21 protein-coding genes are annotated in these 25,068 nt (G+C 60.2%); 13 read left to right on the forward strand and 8 right to left on the reverse strand.

Annotated elements, in window-relative coordinates; all coding sequences use genetic code 11:
• Positions 1-551 precede the first annotated feature (551 nt).
• On the forward strand, positions 552-2,174 hold the full coding sequence (locus LB547_RS10160; RefSeq protein ID WP_140499384.1) for an alpha/beta hydrolase: 1,623 nt from the start codon (positions 552-554) through the stop codon (positions 2,172-2,174).
• Positions 2,175-2,182: 8 nt separating this feature from the next.
• Here LB547_RS10160 and LB547_RS10165 read toward each other — a convergent pair whose 3' ends face one another.
• The 3 genes from LB547_RS10165 to LB547_RS10175 all read right to left on the reverse strand — a co-directional run bounded on the left by LB547_RS10165 (position 2,183) and on the right by LB547_RS10175 (position 4,954).
• Complete coding sequence (locus LB547_RS10165; RefSeq protein WP_404924750.1) at positions 2,183-2,323, reverse strand: hypothetical protein; 141 nt, start codon at positions 2,321-2,323, stop codon at positions 2,183-2,185.
• Positions 2,324-2,567: 244 nt separating this feature from the next.
• A complete protein-coding gene (locus LB547_RS10170) occupies positions 2,568-4,043 on the reverse strand; it encodes a Do family serine endopeptidase (RefSeq protein ID WP_140763546.1) in 1,476 nt (491 codons plus the stop codon).
• Positions 4,044-4,699: 656 nt separating this feature from the next.
• Positions 4,700-4,954: a hypothetical protein gene (locus LB547_RS10175; RefSeq protein WP_224655846.1), complete on the reverse strand. Its 255-nt coding sequence runs from the start codon at positions 4,952-4,954 to the stop codon at positions 4,700-4,702.
• A 166-nt stretch (positions 4,955-5,120) separates the two neighbouring features.
• Here LB547_RS10175 and LB547_RS10180 point away from each other — a divergent pair, with 166 nt between their 5' ends.
• From LB547_RS10180 to LB547_RS10200, 5 genes are all read left to right on the forward strand, one after another.
• Entirely contained in the window at positions 5,121-5,270 is a 150-nt protein-coding gene (locus LB547_RS10180; protein ID WP_224618859.1) for a BA14K family protein, read from the forward strand.
• A 57-nt stretch (positions 5,271-5,327) separates the two neighbouring features.
• Positions 5,328-5,888 carry a hypothetical protein gene (locus tag LB547_RS10185; protein ID WP_224655847.1) on the forward strand — a complete coding sequence of 187 codons (561 nt, stop codon included), beginning with the start codon at positions 5,328-5,330 and terminating at the stop codon, positions 5,886-5,888.
• Positions 5,889-6,694: 806 nt separating this feature from the next.
• The gene (locus LB547_RS10190) at positions 6,695-7,240 is read left to right on the forward strand and encodes an HdeD family acid-resistance protein (RefSeq protein WP_181167676.1); all 546 of its coding nucleotides are present in this window, start codon (positions 6,695-6,697) and stop codon (positions 7,238-7,240) included.
• A gap of 414 nt (positions 7,241-7,654) precedes the next feature.
• Entirely contained in the window at positions 7,655-8,176 is a 522-nt protein-coding gene (locus LB547_RS10195; protein ID WP_140763555.1) for a DUF1269 domain-containing protein, read from the forward strand.
• 84 nt (positions 8,177-8,260) lie between these two features.
• Positions 8,261-8,605 carry a hypothetical protein gene (locus LB547_RS10200; protein ID WP_140630383.1) on the forward strand — a complete coding sequence of 115 codons (345 nt, stop codon included), beginning with the start codon at positions 8,261-8,263 and terminating at the stop codon, positions 8,603-8,605.
• A gap of 31 nt (positions 8,606-8,636) precedes the next feature.
• On the opposite strand, the gene LB547_RS10205 is transcribed toward LB547_RS10200, so the two are convergent.
• From LB547_RS10205 to LB547_RS10220, 4 genes are all read right to left on the reverse strand, one after another.
• Positions 8,637-9,665 carry an AI-2E family transporter gene (locus LB547_RS10205; RefSeq protein WP_140499465.1) on the reverse strand — a complete coding sequence of 343 codons (1,029 nt, stop codon included), beginning with the start codon at positions 9,663-9,665 and terminating at the stop codon, positions 8,637-8,639.
• Between the two features lie 147 nt (positions 9,666-9,812).
• Positions 9,813-10,127 (reverse strand): YMGG-like glycine zipper-containing protein, encoded by a 315-nt coding sequence (locus LB547_RS10210; protein ID WP_318013589.1) that lies wholly within the window; start codon positions 10,125-10,127, stop codon positions 9,813-9,815.
• Positions 10,128-10,325: 198 nt separating this feature from the next.
• The gene (locus LB547_RS10215; RefSeq protein WP_140559915.1) at positions 10,326-11,570 is read right to left on the reverse strand and encodes an arginine deiminase; all 1,245 of its coding nucleotides are present in this window, start codon (positions 11,568-11,570) and stop codon (positions 10,326-10,328) included.
• Positions 11,571-11,588: 18 nt separating this feature from the next.
• Positions 11,589-13,022, reverse strand: coding sequence for a basic amino acid/polyamine antiporter (locus LB547_RS10220; protein ID WP_140663490.1), 1,434 nt, complete (start codon positions 13,020-13,022; stop codon positions 11,589-11,591).
• A gap of 265 nt (positions 13,023-13,287) precedes the next feature.
• Between LB547_RS10220 and LB547_RS10225 the strand changes: the two genes are divergently transcribed.
• Positions 13,288-14,718, forward strand: a complete 1,431-nt coding sequence (locus tag LB547_RS10225; RefSeq protein ID WP_140499401.1) for a basic amino acid/polyamine antiporter — start codon at positions 13,288-13,290, stop codon at positions 14,716-14,718.
• Here LB547_RS10225 and LB547_RS10230 read toward each other — a convergent pair.
• Entirely contained in the window at positions 14,715-15,770 is a 1,056-nt protein-coding gene (locus tag LB547_RS10230; RefSeq protein ID WP_140499403.1) for a helix-turn-helix domain-containing protein, read from the reverse strand. The two genes, LB547_RS10225 and LB547_RS10230, sit on opposite strands and share 4 nt — an antisense overlap.
• Before the next feature lie 471 nt (positions 15,771-16,241).
• Here LB547_RS10230 and LB547_RS10235 point away from each other — a divergent pair, with 471 nt between their 5' ends.
• The 6 genes from LB547_RS10235 to LB547_RS32485 all read left to right on the forward strand — a co-directional run bounded on the left by LB547_RS10235 (position 16,242) and on the right by LB547_RS32485 (position 25,058).
• A complete protein-coding gene (locus LB547_RS10235) occupies positions 16,242-17,435 on the forward strand; it encodes a succinylglutamate desuccinylase/aspartoacylase family protein (RefSeq protein ID WP_140763612.1) in 1,194 nt (397 codons plus the stop codon).
• A gap of 79 nt (positions 17,436-17,514) precedes the next feature.
• Positions 17,515-18,957, forward strand: coding sequence for a metal-dependent hydrolase family protein (locus LB547_RS10240; protein ID WP_140763561.1), 1,443 nt, complete (start codon positions 17,515-17,517; stop codon positions 18,955-18,957).
• Between the two features lie 266 nt (positions 18,958-19,223).
• Entirely contained in the window at positions 19,224-19,805 is a 582-nt protein-coding gene (locus tag LB547_RS10245; RefSeq protein ID WP_140499407.1) for an HdeD family acid-resistance protein, read from the forward strand.
• 18 nt (positions 19,806-19,823) lie between these two features.
• Positions 19,824-20,954, forward strand: a complete 1,131-nt coding sequence (locus LB547_RS10250; protein ID WP_224646870.1) for an efflux RND transporter periplasmic adaptor subunit — start codon at positions 19,824-19,826, stop codon at positions 20,952-20,954.
• Positions 20,951-24,112, forward strand: coding sequence for an efflux RND transporter permease subunit (locus tag LB547_RS10255; RefSeq protein ID WP_140763564.1), 3,162 nt, complete (start codon positions 20,951-20,953; stop codon positions 24,110-24,112). Before LB547_RS10250 ends, LB547_RS10255 begins: the two co-directional genes overlap by 4 nt.
• Positions 24,113-24,350: 238 nt before the next feature.
• Positions 24,351-25,058, forward strand: coding sequence for an META domain-containing protein (locus LB547_RS32485; RefSeq protein WP_181171825.1), 708 nt, complete (start codon positions 24,351-24,353; stop codon positions 25,056-25,058).
• Positions 25,059-25,068 lie beyond the last annotated feature (10 nt).

The raw sequence follows: 25,068 nt of genomic DNA on the forward strand, positions 1-25,068 counted from the left end.
TTGCTGAGCGGCTCATCAAACAGGAAAGCGGCTGGATCGCGTACGATGGCGCGGCCCATGGCGACACGTTGGCGCTGGCCGCCGGACAATTGCCGCGGCATGCGGCCAAGCAGATCCTGCAGGCCAAGGATTTCGGCCGCCGCCTTGACCCTCGAGACAATCTCTTCCCTAGGGACCTTCGCCAGTCGAAGCGCGAAGCAACGACAATGGTGGCCCCGGAGGGTCAACGTTTTCTAGAGGAAGTCAACAAATTAGCGGACGGTTCGGCAACCCGTTTCTTTCATATTCTCTGGTACGGTCTGGAGAACCTAGGGACCGGGAGGAGCACTAGTTTTTAATGCGCGTGGTATCTCTGTCTTATCCCGCAATGGGCTCGATGCATGTTGACCCAGGGCATGAGCCCGACTGGTTAGGAGGCCAATAGCGGACGCGCGACTCCGAAGATATAAAAACCATAGGCCAACGTTATCCTGCGGTCCAACTCGAGGCGTAACACCCAAGTGACAACCACTCGTTTCCTTAGTATCTGGCGATCGCTCTCCGGTGTCGGCATGGCCCTCGGCATGCTGTTCTTCGCGGCCGCCCTGACGCCGACGCTCGTTCCCCGCACCGACCTGACGCAAGGCGTACTGGCGGGCGCGTGCTTCGCCATCGGCTACAGCCTTGGCGTCGCCTTGCGGTGGCTGTGGAAATACCTCGAGATTCCGGAACTGCCGCCACGGCCGCGTTTGCTGTCCAAGGCGATTATCCTGGTCCCGTGCCTCGGCCTTGCCGTTGTGGCACTGTGGCGATCCGGCGCGTGGCAGAACTCCATCCGCGCGGTGATGGGCATGCCGGCTGTCGATGGCGCTCATCCCCTCAATGTCTGCGCCCTGGCCATTTGCACCTTCATCGTCGTGCTCGCGCTGGCGCGCCTTGTCGCTTGGCTGGTGCGCGCCATCGCCGGGGCACTGAGACGCTACATACCCCGGCGCCTGGCGAATGTCGCCGGCGCCGCTGTCGCCGTGCTGCTCATCTGGTTGCTGGTGAGCGACGTTGCGATCCGCGCGATCTTCGGCGCGCTCGATTCCTCGTTCGCCAAGTTCGACGCACTCATGGAACCGGAGCGCCAGCAGCCGAGCGAACCCTCCAGGACCGGAAGCCCCGCCTCGCTGGTCAGGTGGGACGAGCTCGGCCGCGCCGGCCGCGAGTTCATCGCGGACGGTCCCGCCGCCGCCGAGATAGGGACCTTCACCGGCCGGCCGGCGCAACAGCCGGTCCGGGTCTATGTCGGGCTGGGAGCGGCGGACAGTGCGCAGGCCCGCGCGAAACTCGCGCTGGAGGAGCTGAAGCGGGCGGGCGGCTTCAGCAAATCCACGCTTGTGGTCATCACGCCGACCGGCACCGGATGGATCGATCCGGCCTCGATGGATGCGCTCGAATATCTGTGCCGCGGCGATGTCGCCAGCGTCGCCGCGCAATATTCCTATCTGAGCAGTCCGCTGTCGCTGCTGGCGCAGCCGGAATACGGCGCCGAGACGGCCCGGGCGCTGTTCCTCGAAATCTACGGCTACTGGACCACCCTGCCGAAGCAGTGGCGGCCGAGGCTTTACCTGCACGGGCTCAGCCTTGGCGCCATGAACTCCGAAAGATCGGCCGGGCTGTTCGAGATATTCAGCGATCCGATCAGCGGCGCACTCTGGAGCGGCCCGCCCTTCGAAAGCCGCATCTGGCGCTCGGTGAGCGATACGCGCAACAACGGCTCGCCGCAGTGGCTGCCGATCTTCCGCAATAGCAGCCTGGTCCGGTTCATGAACCAAAGCGGCCCGGCGGTGGCGCCCGACACGCCCTGGGGCCCGCTGAGGATCGTCTACCTGCAATATGCCAGCGACCCGATCGTATTCTTCGATTATCGCGACGCCTACCGGCAGCCGGATTGGATGAAGGCGCCGCGCGGGCCGGACGTCTCGCCGCAACTGAGCTGGTACCCGGTGGTGACCATGCTGCAGCTCGGTCTCGATATGGCCGTGGCGACAACCACGCCGATCGGCTACGGCCATGTCTACGCGCCGCAGGACTATGTGGAAGCCTGGAGTGCGGTGTTGGGCGTGAAGGACTGGTCGCGACAGGACCTCGCCGCCCTCAAAACCCATCTTGCCAGCAAGGTTGCAGCACAGGCCGACAGAGGCGGCTAGCTGGGGCTTCAGGGCACGGCCGAAATCAGCAGGAACATGGCGAATATGCCGAGATGGACCACTCCCTGGAGTCTCGTCGTGCGGCCCGTGCCGAGCGTGGGCGTGCTGACGAACATGGTGAGCAGAAGAAACACCGCGAGCCCCGACATCCGTTCAGGCTCATGATGCAGTCGATTTGCCACTGACGTAAATGGCGGAAAACGGCCGCGGGCGTAGGGAGCCCGCTGCCGCCAGGAGCGAGGCACGACGACGGACTGACGTGCTCGGCTCCTTGTTCCCGCAGCGGCTTGGCGGCAGACATCGCCGCGGGAAATTGCTGGATGTTCGCGGCTATCGCGGCGGCAGCATTTGGGGCGGGCGCCCTGAAACCAACAGGCTCCAGGCCGCCTTCTGTCAGGCCTTGCCCACGGGCAGCGCGACGAACCGGCTCGAGTCGTCGCGGGTGATCTGCATCAGTACGGCCTTGCGGCCAGCCTTGGCTGCATCGGCCATGGCCTTGGAGACGTCATCAGTGGTGTTCACCTTGGCCGAACTGACGGCGGTGATGACATCGCCCGGCTGGATGCCACGATCGGCCGCATCGCTGTTGGGATCCACATCGGTGACGACCAGTCCTTTGCCATCGTCTGATTTGGCGATGGTCAGGCCAAGATCGGCCAATGCGTCGGCCTTGGCAGGCGCGACCTGCTTGCCGTCATCGCCGGAGGCCTGTTTGTCGCTGGACGGCAGTGTGCCGAGATCGACCTTGATCGTCTGGCTTTTGCCATTACGCAATACGGTAAGATCGACCGACTTGCCCGGCGCATAGGCGCCGATCGTGCGGGCGAGGTCTTTGGGCGAATCGACATCCTTGCCGTCGACCTGGGTGATGACGTCACCGGCGGCAATGCCTGCCTTGTTGCTGGGACCAGCGTCCTGGGCGTTCGAGACCAGTGTGCCCTTGTCGGATTTCAGACCAAGGGATTCAGCAATTTCAGCGGTGACCGGCTGGATCTGGACGCCGAGCCAACCTCGCTTGATGGAGCCTTCCTTCATCAGGTCTTCCACGACCTGCTTGGCGGTCGAGGCCGGGATGTCGAAACCAATGCCGACACTGCCGCCCGACGGCGAGAAGATGGCTGTGTTGATACCGATCACCTGGCCATTGAGATTGAAAGTCGGGCCCCCCGAATTGCCATGATTGACCGGAGCATCGATCTGGATGAAGTCGTCATAGGGGCCGGCGCCGATATCGCGGCCCCGAGCGGATACAATGCCGGAAGTGACGGTGCCGCCGAGGCCGAACGGGTTGCCGACTGCCACCACCCAATCACCGATGCGGATCTTGGAGTCGTCGGCGAAGTCGACATAGGTGAACTTGCCGCCGCCATCGACCTTCAGCACAGCCAGGTCCGTCCGCGGATCGGTGCCGACCAGCTTGGCGTCGAGTTCCTTACCGTCACTGGTGACGATGGTGAAGGACGAGCCTTCCGAGACGACGTGATTGTTGGTGACGAGATATCCGTCCTCCGAGATGAAGAAGCCTGAACCCTGTGCCACCGGGCGCGGCTTGCCGTCACCATGTTTGAAGCCGCCCTGCTGCCGGTTGTCGGGCAGGTTCTCGAAACCATCCTGATCGTCGGAACCGTCGTCGGCGACCGGCTGGACCGTGGACTTGACCTTGACGCTGACGACCGCCGGCGAAACCTGCTCGACGACATCGGCGAAGCTCGGCATCTGCGGCGCCTGGACATGCACCGCGTCGGCCAGCACGGGGGCAGTGCCGGAAACAACAGCTCCGACGCCTACAGCGCCTACAGCGCTCAGCGACACTACAGCCGCCGCCAGGCGCCGACGAGTTCCGGAATACGAATTGGGGACAATATTCATGGGGTTCCATCCTTTTGAGTGAGATGCACTGAGCATCCTTGGCCAGGATGGTTAGAAGAACCTACATTACGGCATCATTGCCATATCATGAAAGTTTTGTCATTTTCATTCCATAGTATTTATAAAGACGATATGTATAGTTATTTTCACTAATATTGCAAATTTGTAACTTGCACGTTCGATTATTATTCAATTCTGTGACATCGAATTCGGTGGATTTGCGATGTCACGACAATCTAAATCGACACTAGAAAAAGTGAATGTGCCTTCCGATTTATTCGGAGTTTACGCGACATTGGGCCGGGGCTTGCCGGGCGGCGATTTCAGATCGAATTTCATCGCGAGTTCTCTATGTGTTGATTGCATGGCAGGCCATTTGAAGGTAGCGCGCATGGCATTGGGCGCGCCTTTGTCGCCGGGACGCCAAGAGGCCGCTCCGGGCGGTGATTTTCAGCAGGGTGAGAGCCTCCCCAGGAGGTGATTATCGTCCAAGCGAGGCGTCGAGAGGGTCTGTCGCTAGCTCGCTAAAGACCGGCGCACCGCTACCATACCACTGGCCCTCCGTCCCGCATCGCCACCGGCATTCGAGCAACACTGGTGGCGCCTGTCGCGACGGGCGTCATTGGCGGAAAGACATGCTGTTCGACTAGCCTCATTCATACCGCAAGCAAGAAATAAACGCTCGATCCACGTTTGGGATTCACCGCATATTCCAAGAAAACCAGGTACTGCCTTAAATTACTTGGCTTTGATGCCATCCGCAGCAGCAGGTCGCACGGCGGGATGAAGTCCACGGAGAAGCATATGAGGCGCATCATCGTCGCTGCGATCATCGCAAGCATGGCAGCCCCCACCTGGGCAATGCCCGTCGGAGCGCTAAGGCCGTCGGCTTCCGATACGGTCACGAACATCGACCTAAGGAGGCCTTCCCGCCATCGATCGGGACATGGAGTACGGCCACCGCACCACAGGCCACCCCACTATCGGCCCTCGCGTCCGCCACGCCATCACCGGCATTCGAGGAACAATAGCGGCGCCGTCGCCGCGGGCCTCATTGGCGGAATGCTGCTCGGCGGGATGGCGATCTCGGCTGCCCGCCAGCACAATCACAGCGCTTGGAACAACCATGTGAACTGGTGCTCGCAGCGGTACCGCTCCTACCGGGTCTCGGACAATAGCTGGCAGCCCTACAATGGCCCACGCCGGCAGTGCATCTCGCCCTTCTGAGTGCGCTCTGGGCTCGCTGGTGCTAGGAAGCCTACTGGGATTTGTTGAAACGGCTGAATGCAAGCTTGGACGGGAGCAAAAGCGAGCCTGGCAAAGGCCGGCGGGGCCATTGGCGTGAGCCAGCGGAAGTATCCCGCCTGTTCAAAGAGCATCTCCGCGAAGGCGTTTGCCGATCAATTGATACATGTCCGGCGTTCTGGTCGATGCGACGAATCTCGGTCCGAAAGTCGCAGGTCCGCAGGGAAGACATGGTTCTCTGTTTTCATCCACGTCGATGCGCCAGTTGGGAGGACTATTGTGCTAAAAAATCTATCGATCGCGGCAATCAGCGCCATCATGATTGTAAGCTTCAAGCATTCCGCGTTTGGCACGTCGATCGGCGTGGGCAATCCCTACCCAGTCAGTCACTACGAGTGCCAGGACGGCACGCGTCTGGCAGTGCGTCTCCTCGGGGATCGCGCTTCTGTATCCGTCAACGACGCGGCCGAGGTCGATCTGCCCTCCAAGGGACCGGAAGGAACGACGTATTCGAACGGTCAGTGGACGCTGACCATCATACAGGGACGCCTGTCCTGGGGTGTTGGCCGAGCTGTGCCATCTCTATGCGCCGGCGGTTGAGCCTCCCACCTCAGGAAAACTGATGAAGACTATCCAGTTCGGTCGCGCACTTCATCGCAGCTTTCGAGATCCAGATACGCGTCGGCTCCTCGTGCATTGCAGTGTTTCTGGACGCCTGGTGCCTCGGCGCGGCCGGCGGCAGGAACAATGGCACCCATGACAATCTCCATTCGTCAAACCAGCGGTTAATGCATGTCGCCCAGAAGTGCGCAGCGGTTCTGGGACGACGATATGCATCAAAACAAAGACTTAAAGCGAGTCGCCTGAATCTGTTTCGACGCGACACGCTTTAATCCCAAGAGATGCGCTTCGACAATAATACCGAAAACGCACGCGCTCTGACGGCAGTGCATAAAATGCAAAGAATCCAGAAACTAGGCATTGTGTCTCCAAATATCCGAGCCACCATGCAGAATTATTGACAACGTGTTCGCATGCGCGTGATGTCGGCTTAATTCACCAAAGAGGACGAAAGATATGCGGAGATATGCACTAGCTGCCCTGTTAAGTGCCGCACTCGGCTTTGGTATTCCTCTTGCCGCTGTGTCCCCAGCGGGAGCTGTGACCGTAAATATAAATATCGGATCAAACCTTAACAACGGCCGCGCGATTACTTGCGCTCAAGGCCAGCGATTGATTCAGAGCAGAGGCTTCAGGGACGTGCGTCGCGTGGACTGCCGGGGACGCAATTTTGTTTATCACGCGCGTCGCATTGGCGGCAGCACTTTCGAAATAGTGCTGAATGCCCGTACTGGCCGCGTGGTGGATTTCCACCGCATTCGTAGATGACTCAGGGAGGCAAGGGAATGACGCAGTTGTCCGAGACCCAGCAACCCAGACGATCTGCGTGGACGAACTCGGCGATCGGAATCGTCTTTATCCTGGCAGGGATCTTCGTGTTGGGCGATCTGGCGCTGGCCACGACCATCAGCGCGCTTGTCCTGGGAATTGCGATCGTATGCGCCGGCTTTGTCGAGATCGCCCTCGCCATCTGGGCCGGCGGGTGGCGTGGTTTTCTCTGGCAGACGATGCTCGGCATCCTGTACGTCGTTTTTGGCTGCCTGCTCATCAGCTTGCCGGTGCTGGGATCTATCATCCTCACATGGGTGCTCGGTGTCGTGCTCGTGATATCTGGGCTCGGAAGAATGTCTTTGAGCCTGCGCTACCTGTCCACCGACCGATGGATGATGCTTGTTTCCGGCCTGTTCGGTCTCGCGGCTGGCTTCTTGATACTCATCGGATGGCCATCGACCGGGGTTTGGGTGATTGGGGCGTTCATGGGTATCGACCTAGTTCTTCACGGCCTGGGCTGGCTCGTTACAGGCTTTCGGCCAACGGATACGACCCGATGATCCAACCATTTTCACCGTGACCGTTACCCGCTTTGCGGCATTGGCTCCTGTCCTGCCGCGACGGTTCCCAAGCGCGGCAAGCTTTTTGCGTAGGGTTTCATTTTGTCCTGGACGTCGCGAACGGCCCGTCGATGCGCACGATGCCGCATGATCGGGATCAGCCACCCCTCGAGACCAGCAGCGCGCCTCTGATCACATAGGAGAAGTTCGGGCGGCTCCGGACGAGAATTCGTCGCGACAAAGCCGAGCGCAACGGACGAAGCGGCCGACAACCAATGTCGAGACCGCAGGCTTGCCAGTCGGACAGGCAAGCAAAATGAGACGTGCTGCACACTATTCGGATTTCCGGCTCAATCTTTCACCTTCTAGGATGTGTATTACGTGCCTTGGAAAGTCTTAGCCTAGGAGGGTCCCATGTCCGATCTGATCGTCATCGTCTATCCAAACGAGGCCAAGGCTGAAGAGGTACGTCAACGGCTCATAGGACTTCAAAAGGAATACGTTATTAAACTTGGCGACGCGGTTATTGCCACCAAGACCGAGGCGGGTGCGATAAAGCTCAATCAACTTGTGAATACGACGGCGGCAGGCGCTGTATCCGGTAGCTTCTGGGGCTTGCTTATCGGTGTTCTCTTCCTGAATCCGCTGATCGGGCTTGCGGTCGGCGCCACCTCCGGAGCCCTTGGCGGCGCTTTGACGGACGTGGGCATCAACGATGCGTTCATGCGCGATCTGTCAGCCAGCATCCAGCCTGGGGACGCTGCCCTATTCGTGCTCGCGCACGAGATGACAGCGGACAAGGTGCTCAAGGAGATCCAGGCCTTTGGCGGCGTGGTGCTTAAGACGTCGCTGGATGAGACGAAGGAGCAGGTTCTGCGCGATGCGCTTCAACGCGCTTCGGCGATGGCCGGCCAAGGCGCGACCGCGACCGCCTGACGCGGTCACGGAACATCCCGGAATCGGAACTCTGCTGGTCGGCAAGGGCGATGGATGGCCGGATAGCAAGTGGGCGATGCAAGCATGTCCGGCCTTGAGACAGCGGCCCTGCTTTTGATTGAAGCCATCTGCGGCGCGGGCGGAGCTTTCGCTACGACTTGGTTTTGGCGCATGGCTGCGCTGGGTTGGAAATCTGTCGCGGCGGCTGGCGTCGTGGGAGGACTGGCCCTGACAGGGCTGGCCGGTCGGATTCCCGCCTTGGCAAACTTCCTCGGCAACGTCGAAAATGCTGTCGATGCCACCGCTCGTGGTGTCGGCACCCTCACGCCCGGCGTGCTGATTGGCGTCGGCATTGCCGGCCTTCTTGGCGGCATCCTGTCGGTTTGTATCATCGGCCTCGTCCGGGGCGCGGGATCCGGACGTCGCTAGGGGCCCGGCCAATCGAATTTCCTGGCGGCAATCACGCGTTCCGCCGATCGGCGGACCCAAGCAACTGAGCGATCCAAAGGGTCGCCGGCGATTGCGAGCAAAAAGTAACCAGCGCGATGGTGATGGGCACACCTATGAACGCGCCGAACACACCCCAAAGAAACGACCAGAAGAAGACCGAAAACAGCACCACAAAAGGCGACATCGCCAACACGTAACCGGCAACCCGCGGTTCTATGTAGCTGCCGATGACGAACTGAATGATGTTGAGGCCGGCAAAAATCGAGACGGCGGCCTGTGGCGATCCGAACTGCGCGAGCGCGTAAAGCGTCGGCAAGAATGTCGCGACGAACGGCCCGATAAACGGAATATAGTTCAAGGTGAAGGCGATAACGCCCCACTCGGCGGCAAACCGCAGTCCGAAAGCCGCCGAAAGCGCGCACACCATCGAACCGGTCGCAAGGCTCATCAATGTCCGAACCAGCATGTAACGTCGCCATTTCGATGCTGTCTGACTGCTGCCATTGATCAGTGCGGCCGCCGCCTGGGCGCTCAGCGCTACACGAGCATTGCGAGCCGCCGCTTCAGCGTCGAGAAGACCCAGAAGCACGTAAACGACGACAACGATCCAGAACGAGATCACGGTATTCAGCCTTGCGGTCACGCCTTGAGCTATCCGCACGAACCAGCCGACATTGAAATGCTCGGCCCAGGCGCCGGCCATCACGACACCGTGCCCTTCCAACCACTCGGCGAGTTGACTGTAGAGTCCTTGAAAGCGGGCGCTGTCCGCGAGGACCGATCGGCCAATGCGGCCAAAACCCCAACTGGCGATCGATGCAAAGGCGAAGAATGCCAGGACGACGACACAGACGACTATCGCCAGTGCGATCAGCTTTGGAAGAAGCCGCTGCAGGTTGCGCTGCAATGGCCACACCAGCGCGATGAGGAAAAGAGCGCACACGACTGGCGCGAAAATTGAGGCAGCGGCCTGCAGCGCCCATATGACGGCGATAACCGCCAGAATATACGTAGGCGCAAAGAGCGTTCGCTTCGCCATGGTATAGTCTGTTCCCGGCCGGCTGGATGGCGTTACAGACAACTCCGAAATTGGTCCGGAAGCTTGCTCAGCGCCCAGACCAATGTTCATCGATATCGCTTTACCAGCTCGATTCGTGCTGAATAAAGCTGATCTTACGCATCGCGCCTAGCACCGTTTTGTGATGGGTCGACCCTGACGATCGCGAACCGTGTGACCCCAGCGATCACGAACCCAGCATTCGCGATGATGCGCGCGCGGTGCCATCGCAGCGCCGACCACAGCCCCTGTGCCGCCACCGACCGCCGCGCCTACAAGGGCACCTCGACTGCCGTTTGCAAGGCCGCCGATGACCGCACCCGTTCCGGCTCCTGCCAACGCCGTGCCTGCTGTTCGCTGTTCCGTGGCAGTACAACCCGCGGCCATCAGAGCCAAAGCAGAAACGAATATAATACTTCTCATGGTTTCATCTCCTGGGTACATTTACATCCGCTCGCCAACAACGAGCATTCCGTCCAAACAATGTGCCGATTGTTCCTAAACGATTGGGAGCGACTCCAACGCTCTATGAGCAATTCTGGGGTAGACGGTCTTTATGTGCTGGAGGCCGTCCGACAGGCATGGCCTTCAGACTATTTGGGGGCCGACCGGCCGCCTGTACCGAGCCTGGCCGGATTGCTATCAATAGTCGACCGCATCACGAATGATGGGACATGTCATGCAATGACCCCCGCCTCGGCCACGGCCGAGCTCCGCGCCTGAGATAGTGATGACTTCTATGCCTTCCTTGCGCAGCAGCGTATTTGTGTACGTGTTGCGATCGTAGGCAAAGACGACACCAGGCGAGGCGCAAACCAAGTTGGCGCCGCTGTCCCACTGGGTGCGCTCGCGCATGTAGTCGTTGCCGCCGGTTTCAACGACGCGCATCTTCTTGAGACCAAGCGAGTCACGCACCGTCTCAATGAAACTGCCTTTGTCCTTGTGGAGTTCGACGCCCCCCTTGCCGTCAGGGCGATAGGAGAATGCGTCAATGCCGTTGACGATGTCCGGATACATCAGCACGCAGTCGCGATCGGCAAACGTGAATACCGTGTCGAGATGCATCGCCGCGCGCAGCTTAGGCATTGCGGCGACGATCACACGTTCGGCAACTCCTTTCTCAAACAGGGCCGCCGCCACTTGGCTGATAGCCTGGCGCGAAGTGCGCTCGCTCATGCCGATAAGCACATTGCCCTTGCCGATAGGCATCACGTCCCCACCCTCGAATGTGGCAAGCCCCCAATCCCTGGTCGGGTCACCCCACCAGACATTGACCTTGCCGGCGAAGTCCGGGTGGAACTTGTATATCGACGTGGTGAGGATGGTCTCCTCGTGGCGCGCAGGCCAATAAAGGGCGTTCAGCGTCACGCCGCCATAGATCCAGCAGGTGGTGTCCCGGGTGTAGAGCGTGTTGGGCAAAGGCGGCAGCAGATATTCGTTGACGCCGGCCGCGTCACGGATCAGCGCCAGTTGTTCGCCGCCGATGCTTTCCGGGAATTCGAAGGTCGACAGCCCGCCGATCAGTGTTTCAGCGAGGTCGCGATTAGAGAGGCCGTCGAGATAGGAGCGGACCTCGTCGATGAGGCCGAGGCCGACCTGGTTCGGTACGATCTGCTGGTCGAGGATCCACTTCTTGGCTTCCGGAATGGCGACCGTCTCGGCGAGCAGATTGTGCATCTCGACCACCTCGACGCCCCTGTCGCGCATCTTGGTCATGAAGTCGAAATGATCGCGCTTGGCATTGTCTACCCAGAGCACGTCGTCGAAGAGGAGTGCGTCACAATTGCTGGGTGTCAGCCGCTGGTGGGCGCGGCCGGGAGCGCACACCATGACCTTGCGCAACTGACCAACCTCTGAATGAACGCCGAATGAAGTATTGTTTGTCATGACCTTCCTTCTTTCTGTTCAAGGTGCGATGGCGCCCGTCAGCAGCCCGTAGGCTCCGATCAGGCCAGCGATGAGCGTGGCGGCGAACACGAAGAGTTCGGCGAGCGTGAACAGCTGCAATTTCTGCTCGCGCCGCGCCCAGACGTAGAGGATAGTTCCGGGCGCGAAGAGGACGGCAACAAGCAGCACGTATTTGAGCCCGGCGGCGACGAACATGAAGACCGTGTAAATCACCGCGATCCAGGCGAAGATCTGGTCGCGGCCGCGCTGATCCGGCGTCTTTTCATAGCCAACGCCGCTACGAGCGAGCAGGATGCCGTAGCCAGCCACGAGCAGGTAGGGCAGCAACGCGGTGACGCTCGTCATGTCGAGCATGAAGTTGAACGCGTCCCGCGACCAGTAGGTGGAGATCACGAAGAGCGACACGACGATGTTGGTGAGCCAGAGTGCGTTAGCGGGAACCTTGTTGCCATTCTGCGCTGCGAAGAGCCTTGGCATGTCCTCCGACTTCGCCGCCGCGAACAGCACCTCGGCGCAGATTAGGGACCAGGCGAGATAGGCGCCGAGCACCGAGATCAGAACGCCGATCGAGATGAAGACCGCACCCCAGTGACCGACGACCGCTTCGAGAACGCCGGCCATCGACGGCTGCTGGACACCGGCGACAGCCGATTGCGGCAGAGCCGCGTAGGGCAGCAGCGTGACCGCTACCATCAGGCCTGTGACGCCGACGAAACCGAGAATCGTCGCCGTACCGACGTCGGAACGCACCTTGGCAAAGCGGGAATAGACGCTGGCGCCCTCGATGCCGAGGAAGACGAAGACCGTGATCAGCATTGTGTCGCGCACCTGGGCGATCAGGGACTTCGGCGGCATGTCCAAGCCGCCGAAGAAATTCTCGCGGAACTGCCCGAAATGAAAGAAGAAGATCAGGAGCAGGATGAAGACCAGGATCGGCACGATCTTGGCAATCGTCACGACAGTATTGATGAAGGTCGCCTGCTCGACGCCGCGCAGGATCATGAAGTGGAAAGCCCAGATGCCGATCAACGAGACGATGATGGCGATGGCGCTGCTGCCGTCCCCAAAGATCCCGGGAAAGAACCGCCCCAGCGTCGAGCCGATGAGCACCCAATAGAAGACGTTGCCCAGGCAACTACCGAGCCAGTAGCCGAAGGCGGACAGGAAGCCCATGTAGTTGCCGAAGCCGGCCTTGGCATAGGCGAAGACGCCTGAGTCGATGTCTGGCCTCTTCTCGGCCAACGCCTGGAACACCCGCGCCAGCATGTACATGCCGGTTCCCGCAATTGCCCAGGCAATGATTGCGCCGAACGGACCTGTCGCAGTCGCGAACCGGCCAGGCAGATTGAAGATGCCCGCGCCGACCATCGATCCCACAACCATGCTGGTCAGCGCAAACAGCGAAAGCTTCTGATTTTCGTTTGAAGTCATAAACCGCTCTCCTGGCTGCGCGAACCAGAGTTCGCGATCAGACGCCTCGCCGACACGTCTCGGTCCAGCAAGGTTATGTCTGATCAGAAGCAGTAAATGCGAATATCGGCAACCGGTTAAACGAGCCAAGGCAAAGGTTTTGGACGTCAGGTATACTAGTGGGATTTTATGCCAATCACGTGGGCGCCAGATTCGAGATAGGTTGCAGGCGTAACAATGAGGCCGCTGGACCGCCGTCCGCCAAGGAATTGTTGATCCAAATTCAATGAACTCGACCGTTCAGCAAAAATTCTCGATATGGACCCTGACGGCTATGGTCGTCGGTTCGATGGTCGGCGCGGGCATCTTCTCTTTGCCGCAGGCTTTTGGTCGCGAGACCGGTCCGTTCGGGGCCATGATCGCTTGGGCCATCGCTGGCGTCGGAATGCTGATGTTGGCCTTCGTCTTCCAGACCTTGTCGGTTCGCAAGCCGGACCTCGATGCGGGCGTGTATGCCTATGCCAAGGCCGGCTTTGGCAACTATCTCGGCTTCCTCTCGGCCCTCGGTTACTGGTCTGCCGCCGTTCTCGGCAACGTTTCCTATTTCGTGCTGATAAAGTCGACGCTGGGGCTTTTCTTTCCTGTGTTCGGCGATGGCAATACCATCACGGCGATCGTCATTTCCTCGATGCTTCTGTGGATCGTACATTCGCTGATCCTGCGGGGCGTCAAGGAAGCGGCGGCGATCAACACCATTGTCACTTACGCCAAGATCATTCCGATCTTTCTCTTTATCATCTTCGTTATCTACGGCTTCAGCGCCGATGTCTTCACGGCCAATTTCTGGGGCGGGGAAGAAGTCAGCGTTGGCAGCATCGCGAGCCAGGTTCGCGGGACCATGTTGGTGACCGTATTCGTCTTTGTCGGAATCGAAGGCGCGAGCGTCTATTCGCGTTACGCACGCAACCGCGGGGATGTCGGGGTCGCGACGCTCCTTGGTTTTCTCGGCGTGCTCTGTCTGCTTGTGCTGGTCACCATTCCCTCCTACGGGATCATGCTTCGTCCTGAACTGACAGCGCTGCGCAATCCCTCCATGGCCGGCGTATTGGAAGCGGTGGTCGGGCCATGGGGCGCCAAGTTCGTCAGCTTCGGCCTGCTGATCTCCGTTGCCGGTGCCTATCTGTCCTGGGTGCTGCTGGCCGCTGAAATCCTGTTCACCGCATCACATCACCAGACCATGCCGCGTTTTCTTGCGTATAGAAACAAGCATGGCGTGCCGTCGCGGGCGCTCTGGCTGACCAATACGGTCGTGCAGGTTTTTCTGGTCCTGACGCTCTTTGCTCAACAGGCCTTCAGGCTCGCTCTCGAGCTGACCAGTTCCATGATCCTCATCCCATATCTTCTTGTCGCCGCTTACGGGGTCAAGCTCGCATGGGGCGGCGAGAGCTACGAGAACGACCCCGTAGCGCGGCGTGTCGACTTCGCAAGGGCGGCGATAGCATTGATCTATACGGCCGGTCTCATCTACGCCGCCAGCGCCAAGCACCTGCTGCTCTCGGCCGTCATCTACGGACCGGGCACGATCCTCTTCGTCATGGCTCGGAAGGAGCGGGGGCAGAGGGTGTTTACTCCCGCCGAGATGGGGATGTTCGTCGTCGCCGCACTTGGCGCGGTCGCGGCAATCTACGGCATCCTTGCCGGCGCCATCGCAGTCTAGGGCCCAAAGCTGTTTCGCAGCAGAAGACCACTCAGCGTGTGCGCCCTGCTGTCAGGCTGGCTGATCTGCTGCGAGCTCGTGGCCTGGGCGCCTTGCCAGCCTTCCACGCGTGCCTCCTTTGGCGTAATGCCGAATTCCTTCCTGAACATCCGGCTATACGCCGATGGATCCGTGAAGCCCCAATCCCCGGCAATGGCGGAGATCGGGCGCCCATCCAAGCTGTCGGAAAGTATATCGCGTGTCTTGAGCAGGCGTTTGTGGCGAATATAATTCGAAACACCTCCGGCCGGTTCGAATATCCGGTAGAGGCGAGAGCGGGACACACCGAGTTCGCGGCAAAGCCTGTCGGATGCCAAGGACTGATCATTCAAACTTTGTGCAATGATTTTGGCAGCGCGCTCGGCGATCACGGCGTCGATCACACGCTTCGCCTCGGTGATGCGGTCATGTGATGGCGACACGCACGCAGCCAGCAGATTGGTGGTGGCAGTGGCAATGTGCGACACATCCACGGCCCTCAGATCGGAAAAGGAACGGTGCAGCAGAAGCATGTAGTCTGCCAGGAGTCTTTTCGACTCCTCACGTATTTCAATCCTGGACGATTGGATGAAAGGCAGGTCGCGTGGCAGGAAAACGGCAAGGAGGGCGTCGTTCTCCATCACGCATTCGTAGGGCTCTGCAAAAGATTGCAGGGTCGTTCTCACGACCTGCCAACTTCCAGGAAGCCTGCCCTTGGACAAGGGCAGGCTCAAATACCAATTGTCCACCGAAGGGTTTTTCAAATGCCGCCAGCGACAGCGGTAGCCACTGCCAGGCAATTCGAGGAACATGACAGCCAACGTTCCCAGATCCCACACTGTTTCATGTGCTGGAAATGAATGGCTCCGTTCTTGCATAAGTTCAGTGTCGGCAACGCCTTGATACCAGGTTCGAAACAGGTCGAATTGCTTAGCAGGTGGTGCCGTGGAGGTATCGATGTCGACGGCGCATTGCAGGGACTTCTCGGCACCTGCTCCTCCAGATAGCCCGGCGGCATGAACCATAGCATCCATAGCAACTATCCGTCTTTGTTGGTGCAACACGGGTTATTGCAAGAACATTAGTTCATTCTAATATATACAACTCCGGCAAGCAATGTTGAAGGTGGATGTAATACCCTGTCTACTACCAGCATAGAAGCATGTTAATCAATCGTTAACATGCCATCCGGCCCATTTGAGGTATCCACCAGGAATTCGCGAACTGGGCTTAATTGTACCCGACGGAAGTTGTGGAGGTGGCTGCGTGATATCCGAGGCTTATCACACCGGTTGTGGTGGCTCTCAACTCAGTATGCAAGGCATCCCAATCATAGACCACCAGTCCATTTTTCTTGTTGGAGGCTGTACTCCCTGAAATGTCTTGTGGGACTAATGCCCGGATACCACGCGCACAACGGGAATCGGTAAGGACGATCTAGCCGCCCTCGCAGGCGTCACCGCGAGATCTGCAGCATGATCCTCATCGGCAGGGACCACACAGCCATGGCGCATGAAACCAGCGAGGGCCTCGGACGTCGCGACTTCATGATCGCATCGGTCGCTACCATCGGCGCTGCCGCTGCGCTCATGGCCGGGCCGGCGCAGGCGCAAACGGGCTCGGCACCTGCAAACGCGTCTCCCGCAGGGACGTCGGGGACCGTCTATACCGGCGATGCCATCGACGGAAAGAAGGTCATCAGTTCGCTTGACATCTCGGATCTGGAACCAGGCAAGCACAGCTTTTATTTCCAGGGCGTACAGATGCCGACGGGCCAGCACTGGTACGTCTCGGTGATGGTCGCCAAGGGGGCAGCCCCAGGCAAACGACTGGGGCTGATGAGCGGCGTGCATGGCGATGAAATGAGCCCCATTCAAACCGTGCAATCCGTAATGCGTGAGCTCGATCCGGCCGCGATGTCGGGATCGGTGATGGCGGTACTCGACATTTCGCGCCCCGCAATGGAAGGCATGGAACGGAGATGGCCGAATTCGGGGCGCGGGATCGACCTGATCGACATCAATCGGTTGTTCCCTGGCAACGAGGACGCTCCCGACGCGCCGACGCGCCACGCCGGCCTGATATTCAACCGGCTTCTGCGGTCAAACCTCGACTACGGGATCGATTTTCATACAGCCGCCACGGGCATGGACGCGACGGCGTTCCACCTTGCACGCATGGATCTCCCCGAAGTGCGGGCGATGGCGGAACTCTATCCGGTCGATCAGATTTTCGACAACTTTGGCGAGCGAGGTCTTCTCGCCAATGCCCTCATCGATGCCGGCATTCCCGCCTTCACGCCCGAGATCGGCAAGCCGCGGATCTTCGATCACGACATGATCGCCCTGTTCGTCGAAGGAACGATGAACGTCATCAAGCACCACGGAATAATTTCAGGCCCTATCGGCAGAACCAGCAAGGATTCGAGCGTTTTCGTCGCGGACGGCATGTTTCCCGTCACCGCGACGCATGGCGGTTTCATCGAATTGTTGGTCGAACTCAATGAGACCGTTCGGCCCGGACAGAAAGTTGCAGTCCAAAGGAACACCTTCGGGGAAATCGTCGCGGAATACTCCGTGCCTCTCGGCGGCGAAGTCGGCGCCAGGCGGACCGATGCAACAGCGGAATCGGGGACTCCGATCGTATTCCTCATCTTTGACAGCGCCAATCCTGTCGGCGGCGATGTGTTGGTCGAGTAACGGGACCTGAAATGACAAGAACCGCGACACGAAGCGCCGTCCGGCAGGTGTCAGTGTCGCTCAACCGAAAGCAAAAGACATGCTGCGGCTAGGCTCGAAGTACGGTCACCTCGTTCACAGTTCTGGTTGCGGTTGTCTCAATCCCGATCTTCAACGAGTCTCTCGTCGTCTGGAGGCCTTTTCCAGGCGTAGTTTTCTCTCCGGTTTCGGGGCTGCCGCCATCGCCGGGGTGCTGACAAAGCCGTCCTTCGCGCAGACGGCCGCGCCCCCTTCCAAGATCCTGTTTCGCGAAGTCCGGCTATTCGACGGCAAGTCGGGTACGGTGAAGGACGGAGCGCAAATCCTGGTGGAGGGCGGCAAGATTTCCGGAATCGATATGACGAACGCCCCTCCCCCGGAGGACGCCACCGTCATCAAATGCCGCAATGGCGTCCTCATGCCAGGGCTCATCGACGCGCATTGGCATGCGATCTTCGCGGCGGTCCCGGTCAACATCCTGCTTAACGGCGACCCGGGGATTATCTTCGCAGCGTCCACCGCCGAGGCGGATCGCACGCTCAGTCGCGGCTTCACCACCATACGCGATCTGGGAGGTCCCTCCTTCTCCTTCAAGCAGGCTATCGACACCGGGCTGATCCCTGGCCCGCGCATCTATCCCTCCGGCGCGATGATCACGACCTCCGGGGGCCACGCCGATCTTCGCCTGCCAAGCGAGATTCCGCGCGACGGCGGCAAGCTCAGCAAAGGTGAACTCCTGGGGGGAGCGGCCATCGTCGACGATATCGGCGACCTGAAGATGCGGATCCGGGAGCAGCTTCTCCAAGGCGCGTCACAGATAAAGTTGGTGGGCGGCGGTGGCGTATCATCGCCCCGCAGTCCGCTGGACATCGTCACCTTCAGCGAAGAAGAGCTGCGGGCAGGCGTCGAGGTGGCACAGGATTGGAGCACCTACGTTACCGTGCACGCCTATACGTCTCGCGCGATACGACGCGCGCTGGCAGCTGGGGTGCAGTCGATCGAGCACGCGCATCTGATGGACGAGGACACGGCGGCGATGATCGCCGAGAAGGGCACATGGCTAAGCACCCAGCCCTTCCTGACGGCGGAGGACACCGGCCCGCTGACGGGACCTAGCGCCGACCGCGCCCAGGAGCTTTTCTCAGGGACGCCGAGGATATATGCCTTTGCTCGCAAACATGGCATCAAGACGGCCTGGGGTTCCGACGTGCTGTTCTCGCCTGCGTTGGGTCCGCGCCAGAGCATGATGCTCACGCATTTGGCCAACTGGTACAAGAACGCCGAAGTCCTGCAGATGGCCACCTCCGGCAATGCCGAACTGCTCGCACTCTCCAATCTGCGCAACCCTTATCCGGGCAAGCTCGGCGTCATCGAAGAAGGAGCTTTCGCGGACCTCTTAGTCGTGGACGGCAACCCGCTCGACGACATCCGGCTGATCGAGGATCCAAATAAGAACTTCGTCGTCATCATGAAGGACGGCCGGCTTCACAAGAGCACCCTTTGAGAGTCAGCGGAAAACCGTATGCCGCCTTCACTTCCCAGCAATCAGTTAATCCGACACGGCCTCATGGTCCTGACGAAGCAAGGCCGCGAGAAAATCTCGACTAGGCAGTCGTCGTCATCGGGAAATCTCGCCGCGAGGCAACCAGACAGGCTCCTGACGCTCCGTCCGGCAGACTTCTTCCTGATACTTTCCATTGAGCGCTCTCGGCTCTCTTCTCTGCCCGCAGGGTGCGAGATCGATATTTAGAACCTGCATGGAACGGGGACATGCCAGAAAAATCGGATCACCCACCTGCAACGCCATATGAACGGGCCGAAATCGAGCAGGGCAAGTGGCGCAGGTTTCTGCTCTTTGGGCTCCTCCTGCTTGCGGGCGGCGTGTTTTCAGTCGCAGTTCCCAGCGTTTCCAATTTCGCATCCAACGTCGTGTTCGCCGTGGCCCTGATGGCAGTCGGCGTCATCAAGGTCATCCAATCGCTCTGGATCAAAAGTTGGGTGGGCTTCGTGTGGCAGGAACTGACCGGCTTCTTCGAGCTCATCGGCGGCATCATGATTTACTTCAATCCTATCAAAGCATCGGCCGCAATATCACTGTTCATAGCGTTTGTACTATTTGTCCACGGTGTTCTTCAATTAATCATCGCCGCTGAAGTCAGGAAAGTCGGCGGCTGGTATTGGTTCGCCGTTTCCGGAATCGTGGCCATATTCGCTGCTTTCTCCATACTGCTGAAGTGGCCGATCGTCAGAGAGATGCCGACTGGCTTGGTGGCCGGATTTTCCATGATGATTGCTGGACTGGCGTATCTCGTCATTGCGCTGAGCGTGCGCAGGACGAAGATTTTGTCTTGAGAGCAGGATCCGACGATGATGAAAAGCAATTTTGACTTTCGAGCCAGGGTCGTGGCGGCCGCATTGCTAGTCGGCGTGGCCGGCTTCGCGGGAGCGGCACGTGCGCAGACCGCGGCGACGGTGCCAGTGGTCGTGCAGAAGGTCCAGTCCGGTCCGGCAAACGCGCCGCTGACATACAACGCGCAGGTCGAGGCGATCGATGCGGCCGACATTCAGGCGCGCGCGTCCGGCCTGCTCAAGGAGATCAGGTTCTCGGAAGGCCAGCACGTGAAGGAGGGCGATCTGCTTTTCGAAATCGAGCCGGATCAACTGTCGGCGGCGGTGATGTCCGCACAGGCGCAAGTGGCCAGGACCGAAGCCACCCGCAACGCCGCGCGACAAAGCCTCTCACGCGCCAGGGACCTGCTCAGCCGCAGGACTATTGCTCAGGCCACGTTGGATGACGCGCAGGCTGCGTTCGATGTCGCCGCGGCGGATGTTCAAAGCGCCAATGCAGCCCTCAATACGGCCGAACTCAATCTTTCCTATGCTCAGATCAAGTCTCCCATCAATGGGACCATCGGCCGCTCCCTGGCGACGCGCGGTAATCTCGTGGGGCCCGGCTCCGGATCATTGGCGCGCATCGTCCAGCTCGATCCTATCCGCGTCGCATTCTCGATCGCTGACAGCACTTTGGTCGACATCAGGCAGAAACTCGCCGGGGGCCAGAAGATCGATGCGAACAAATTCCACCTGAGTCTGTCTCTCGCCAACGGCACACAATTTGCTTCACCGGGGCGGGTGCAGTTCATCGACAACGAGGTCAATCAGCAGACCGGTACCGTCGCCGTCCGCGCGCTGTTCCCCAACCCGGACCACATATTGGCGCCTGGCCAGTTCGTCCGGCTAACAATCGTCGACGAAGAAGCCAGGAAATTGCCGATGGTGCCGATGGCGTCCGTTCTTCAAGACCGCCAGGGCAAGTTCGTCTTCGTGCTCAACGACAACAATACCGTGACCAGGCAGGCGATCACGACCGGTGCGCGCATCGACAATCGCTGGGCGGCGACGAGCGGATTGGAAGGCGGCGAAACGATCGTCGTCGAGGGCCTGCAACGCGTTTCCGATGGTCAGCAGGTCACCCCCCGCGAAGCGGAGGGTACGCAATGATCTCGGACCTCTTCATCAGCCGCACCCGGCTCGCGATCGTCGTCTCGATCATCATTTCGATCGCCGGCGGGATCGCGGTGTTTTCCCTTCCCATACAGCAGTATCCGCAGATCACCCCTCCAACGGTGACGGTGTCGGCCTCCTATCCGGGAGCAAGCGCGGAAGTCATCGCCGACGTGGTGGGCGGCCCGCTGGAGACGGCCATCAATGGCGTGGACCACATGATGTACATGTCGTCCACCAGCTCCAATGCCGGCCAATACACGCTATCGGTGACCTTCGAGGTCGGAACCGATCCCGAGACAGCACAGATCAACGTGCAGAACCGCGCCCAGCTGGCGATCTCGCGCCTGCCGGCGGCGGTCGCGCAGCAAGGTGTCTCCGTGCGTGCCCGCTCGCCGGATTTTATCCTCGGCATCGCTTTCTATTCGCCGGACGACAGCCTCGATGCGCTGGCGATCACGAATTTCATCACCACGACCGTCGCCGACACGATATCGCGCGTGCGGGGCGTCGGCGAGGCCTCGGTCGCCGGGGCTTCGGAATACTCGATGAGGGTGTGGCTCAACCCGCAGCGCATGGACGCGCTTGGCCTGACGCCCGACGATGTCTCGGCCGCCATCCAGCGGCAAAACATCCAGGCGACGCTCGGACAGGCCGGCGCCCCCCCGCAGGCGCAGGGCTCGGAGCTGCAATACACTCTGGTCGCGCGGGGGCGGCTGAGAAGCGTCGAGGAATTCGGGGAAATCGTCGTGCGCACGGGCTCGGCGGGGGCCAAGGTCTACCTGCGCGACATCGCGCGGCTCGAGCTTGGCGCACTAAGCTATGCTTCGAGCGCCAGCTTTGCCGGACACGCCTCGGCGATGATGCAGATCAACCAGTCGCCCGGCGCCAACGCCATCCAGACCGCGGCGTCGGTCCGCGCCGAACTGGAGCGCCTCTCGTCACGTTTTCCCAAAGGCATGCAGTATCACATCGTCTACGATGCGACCCGCTTCGTGAATGCCAGCATCTCGCTGACGGCCAGAACCCTGCTTGAAGCGTTCCTGATCGTTCTCGCAGTCACCTACGTCTTCCTGCAGGATTGGCGCGCCACGTTCATCTCGGCGCTTGCCATCCCGGTTTCCATGCTCGGCGCCTTGGCGGTGCTGTTTGCCGCCGGCTATTCGCTGAACATGATTTCTCTTTTGGCGCTGGTGCTGGCGATCGGCCTGGTGGTGGACGATGCCATCCTTGTCGTCGAGAACGTCAAGCATGTGCTGGAGGATACCCCTGACATCGCGGTCGCCGACGCCACGCGCAAGGCGATGCACCAGATCACCGGGCCGATCATTTCCACGACCTTGGTGCTGCTTGCCGTGGTGACGCCGACTGCGTTTCTCGGCGGCATAGGCGGCCAGCTCTACCGGCAGTTCGCCGTGACGCTGTCTTCGGCGCTGGTGATTTCCTCCTTTGTCGGATTGACCCTGAGCCCGGCGCTGGCCGCACTGCTTTTGCGGCGCGATGTGGGCCATTTCAAGCGTGGCCCGCTGGCCTGGTTCACGGCATTCATGAACAAGACGCGCGACGGCTATGGACGCCTCGTCGGGTTTCTGGTGCGGCATTGGTACGTGCAGGTGGCGGGATTGCTTGCCTGTTTTGCCGCCGCCTATCTGATCTTCACCGGGCTACCGTCGACTTTCCTGCCCGACGAGGACCAAGGCGCGCTGTTCGTCGACATCCAGTTGCCCAATGCCGCTTCGCTCGACCGCACGAAAGCCATCGTGGAGGACGTGCGCAAGATTCTGACCGACACCGGAGGCGTGCAAGACGTCATCACGGTTGCGGGGTTCAGCATCCTTCAGTCGACGAGTTCGCCGAGCGGCGCAATGGCGGTCGCGGCGCTGAAGCCCTGGGACGAGCGCAGGTCCAGCGAACTGCAGCTCGCCGGCATCCTGCAGGCGCTGCGGGTGAAGTTCTCCCAAATTCCGGGCGCGAACGTCGCCGTGTTCGCGCCGCCGGCGATTGCCGGCATCGGCTCGGTCGGTGGCCTGGACTTCCGCCTGCAAGCGCTTGAAGGACAGCCGCCACAAGAGATCGCGCAGGTCGTCGGCGCCCTGCTTGGCGCCTTCAATCATCTGCCGGAGCTCGGCGGGGCCGCCACCACCTTCAGCGCCAATGTCCCGCAGGTCTATGTCGACGTCGACAGAACGCGCGCCGAAGCGCTTGGGGTAAGCGTGTCGGACGTCTATTCCACCATCGGCGCGGCCTTCGGATCGCGCTACGTAAATGATTTCACGCTCAATGGCCGCGTGTTCCAAGTCAATCTGCAGGCCGATGCCGATTTCCGTGCCCATGCGGAAGACATCTTGAACCTGCATGTGCGTAGCCGGAACGGCACCATGGTGCCCTTGAACAATCTGGCGTCGTTGACGACGATCCTGTCGCCATTCGCCATCCAGCGTTACAATCTCTCGGTCGCCGCTCCCATAAACGCCATTACCGCACCTGGAAGCAGCAGCGGCGGCGCCATGGACGCGATGGAGAAGACAGTGGCCCAACTGTTGCCGACTGGCTATGGCTTCGAGTGGTCAGGCCTGTCGTTTCAAGAGCGCCGCGGCAGTGGCCAGGAGGGGCTGGTCTTTGCGCTGGCGTTCCTCTTTGCCTATCTCTTCCTTGTCGCCCAATACGAGAGCTGGTCGCTTCCGTTGATCGTCATCCTTTCGCTCGGAGCGGCTCTCTTCGGCGCCATAGCGGCATTGAAGGTCTTCGGGATGCAGAACAGCCTCTACGTGCAGATCGCCATCGTGCTGCTGATCGGACTGGCGGCGAAGAATGCCATCCTGATCGTGGAATTCGCCAAGGAGCGGCGCGATGAGGGACTAAGCGTAATGGAGGCGGCGCGGATCGGGGCCGAGCAGCGCTTCCGGGCCGTCATGATGACCGCGGTTTCCTTCATCCTCGGGATCATTCCTCTTGTCGTGTCGACTGGCGCCGGCGCGGGCGCGCGGCGGGCTGTTGGCGTCACAATTTTCGGGGGCATGGCCGCGGCTACGACGATTGGCCTGTTGATCATCCCCTCCGTCTATTTTGTCGTCCAGAAAGCAACCGAGTATCTGTCGTCCCGGCGTCCGGGAGATCGTACGGAACGCCTCGACACGATCGAACCATCACATTGAGGTTCGTTCTCGCCAAAGGGCGGTCGAGATGGCCCGCGGCAACCATTTATGTTCTTGGAATCTCAATTCTTGGCTTTGCGTCCATTTCTTCGCCGAATGGACTCGTTCTCCGAACCGCGGCGATGGACTGACGGCCGGATGCAAGTACATTCGGCGCAATATTTGGCGAAGTTGCCCCCAGAGGCCGGTTTCCGGGCGGCCTTCGAGTTCAGTGACGCATCGTCTGGAGGCTGCAACCGTGAGTCCAGAGTCCTGCTCATCCTTGCCGTTGGCCGCTTCGCTCGCGGTGTTGTCGCTGTACGCCACCGCAACGAGCAATGCGGAGGCTGCCTCGTTGGCTGCACGCGGCAACGAACCCGGTTGGCAAATCAGCATCTCGGACACCGCGCTCAGCTTTAACGCCTTAGGGGGCGAGACCTTCACAGTTCAGCCGGCTCCGCGTCCCACAAGGCAAGGCGACGCCGACACCTATCTGGCGACGGTAGACGGCCGGCAACTCGCGCTGACCATCGCTGCCAAAATATGCGTCGATACCATGAGCGGAATGCCATACCCCCAAACCGCGACCGTCATCCTTGGCGACCGGAAATTTGGGGGCTGCGCCGGAGAGCCGGGCGACCTCCTTCACGGAGATTGGCTCGTGGACGAAATTCGAGAAGAAACCACGGTCTCCGATTCGAAACCCACCCTTGCCTTCGAGCCAGATGGACGCATCCATGGGAATGGCTCGTGCAATCGGTTCTTTGGCGGCTTCGCCTTGACCGGAGAAGCGCTGACGATCTCGGAAACCGGCTCGTCCAGGATGATCTGCGATCAGCCCCTCATGGATCAAGAGCGCAGTCTTCTGAAGGCACTCGGGTCCGTCCATCGTTTTGAAGCCCCACAGACAGGACGAGTGCAACTGTTGGACAAGGATGGCCAAACGCTGGTGAGTTTACGAAGATAAGCCGGCGCGG

The sequence above is a fragment of the Mesorhizobium sp. B264B1B genome, from assembly GCF_020165765.1.
Taxonomy (GTDB): Bacteria; Pseudomonadota; Alphaproteobacteria; order Rhizobiales; family Rhizobiaceae; genus Mesorhizobium.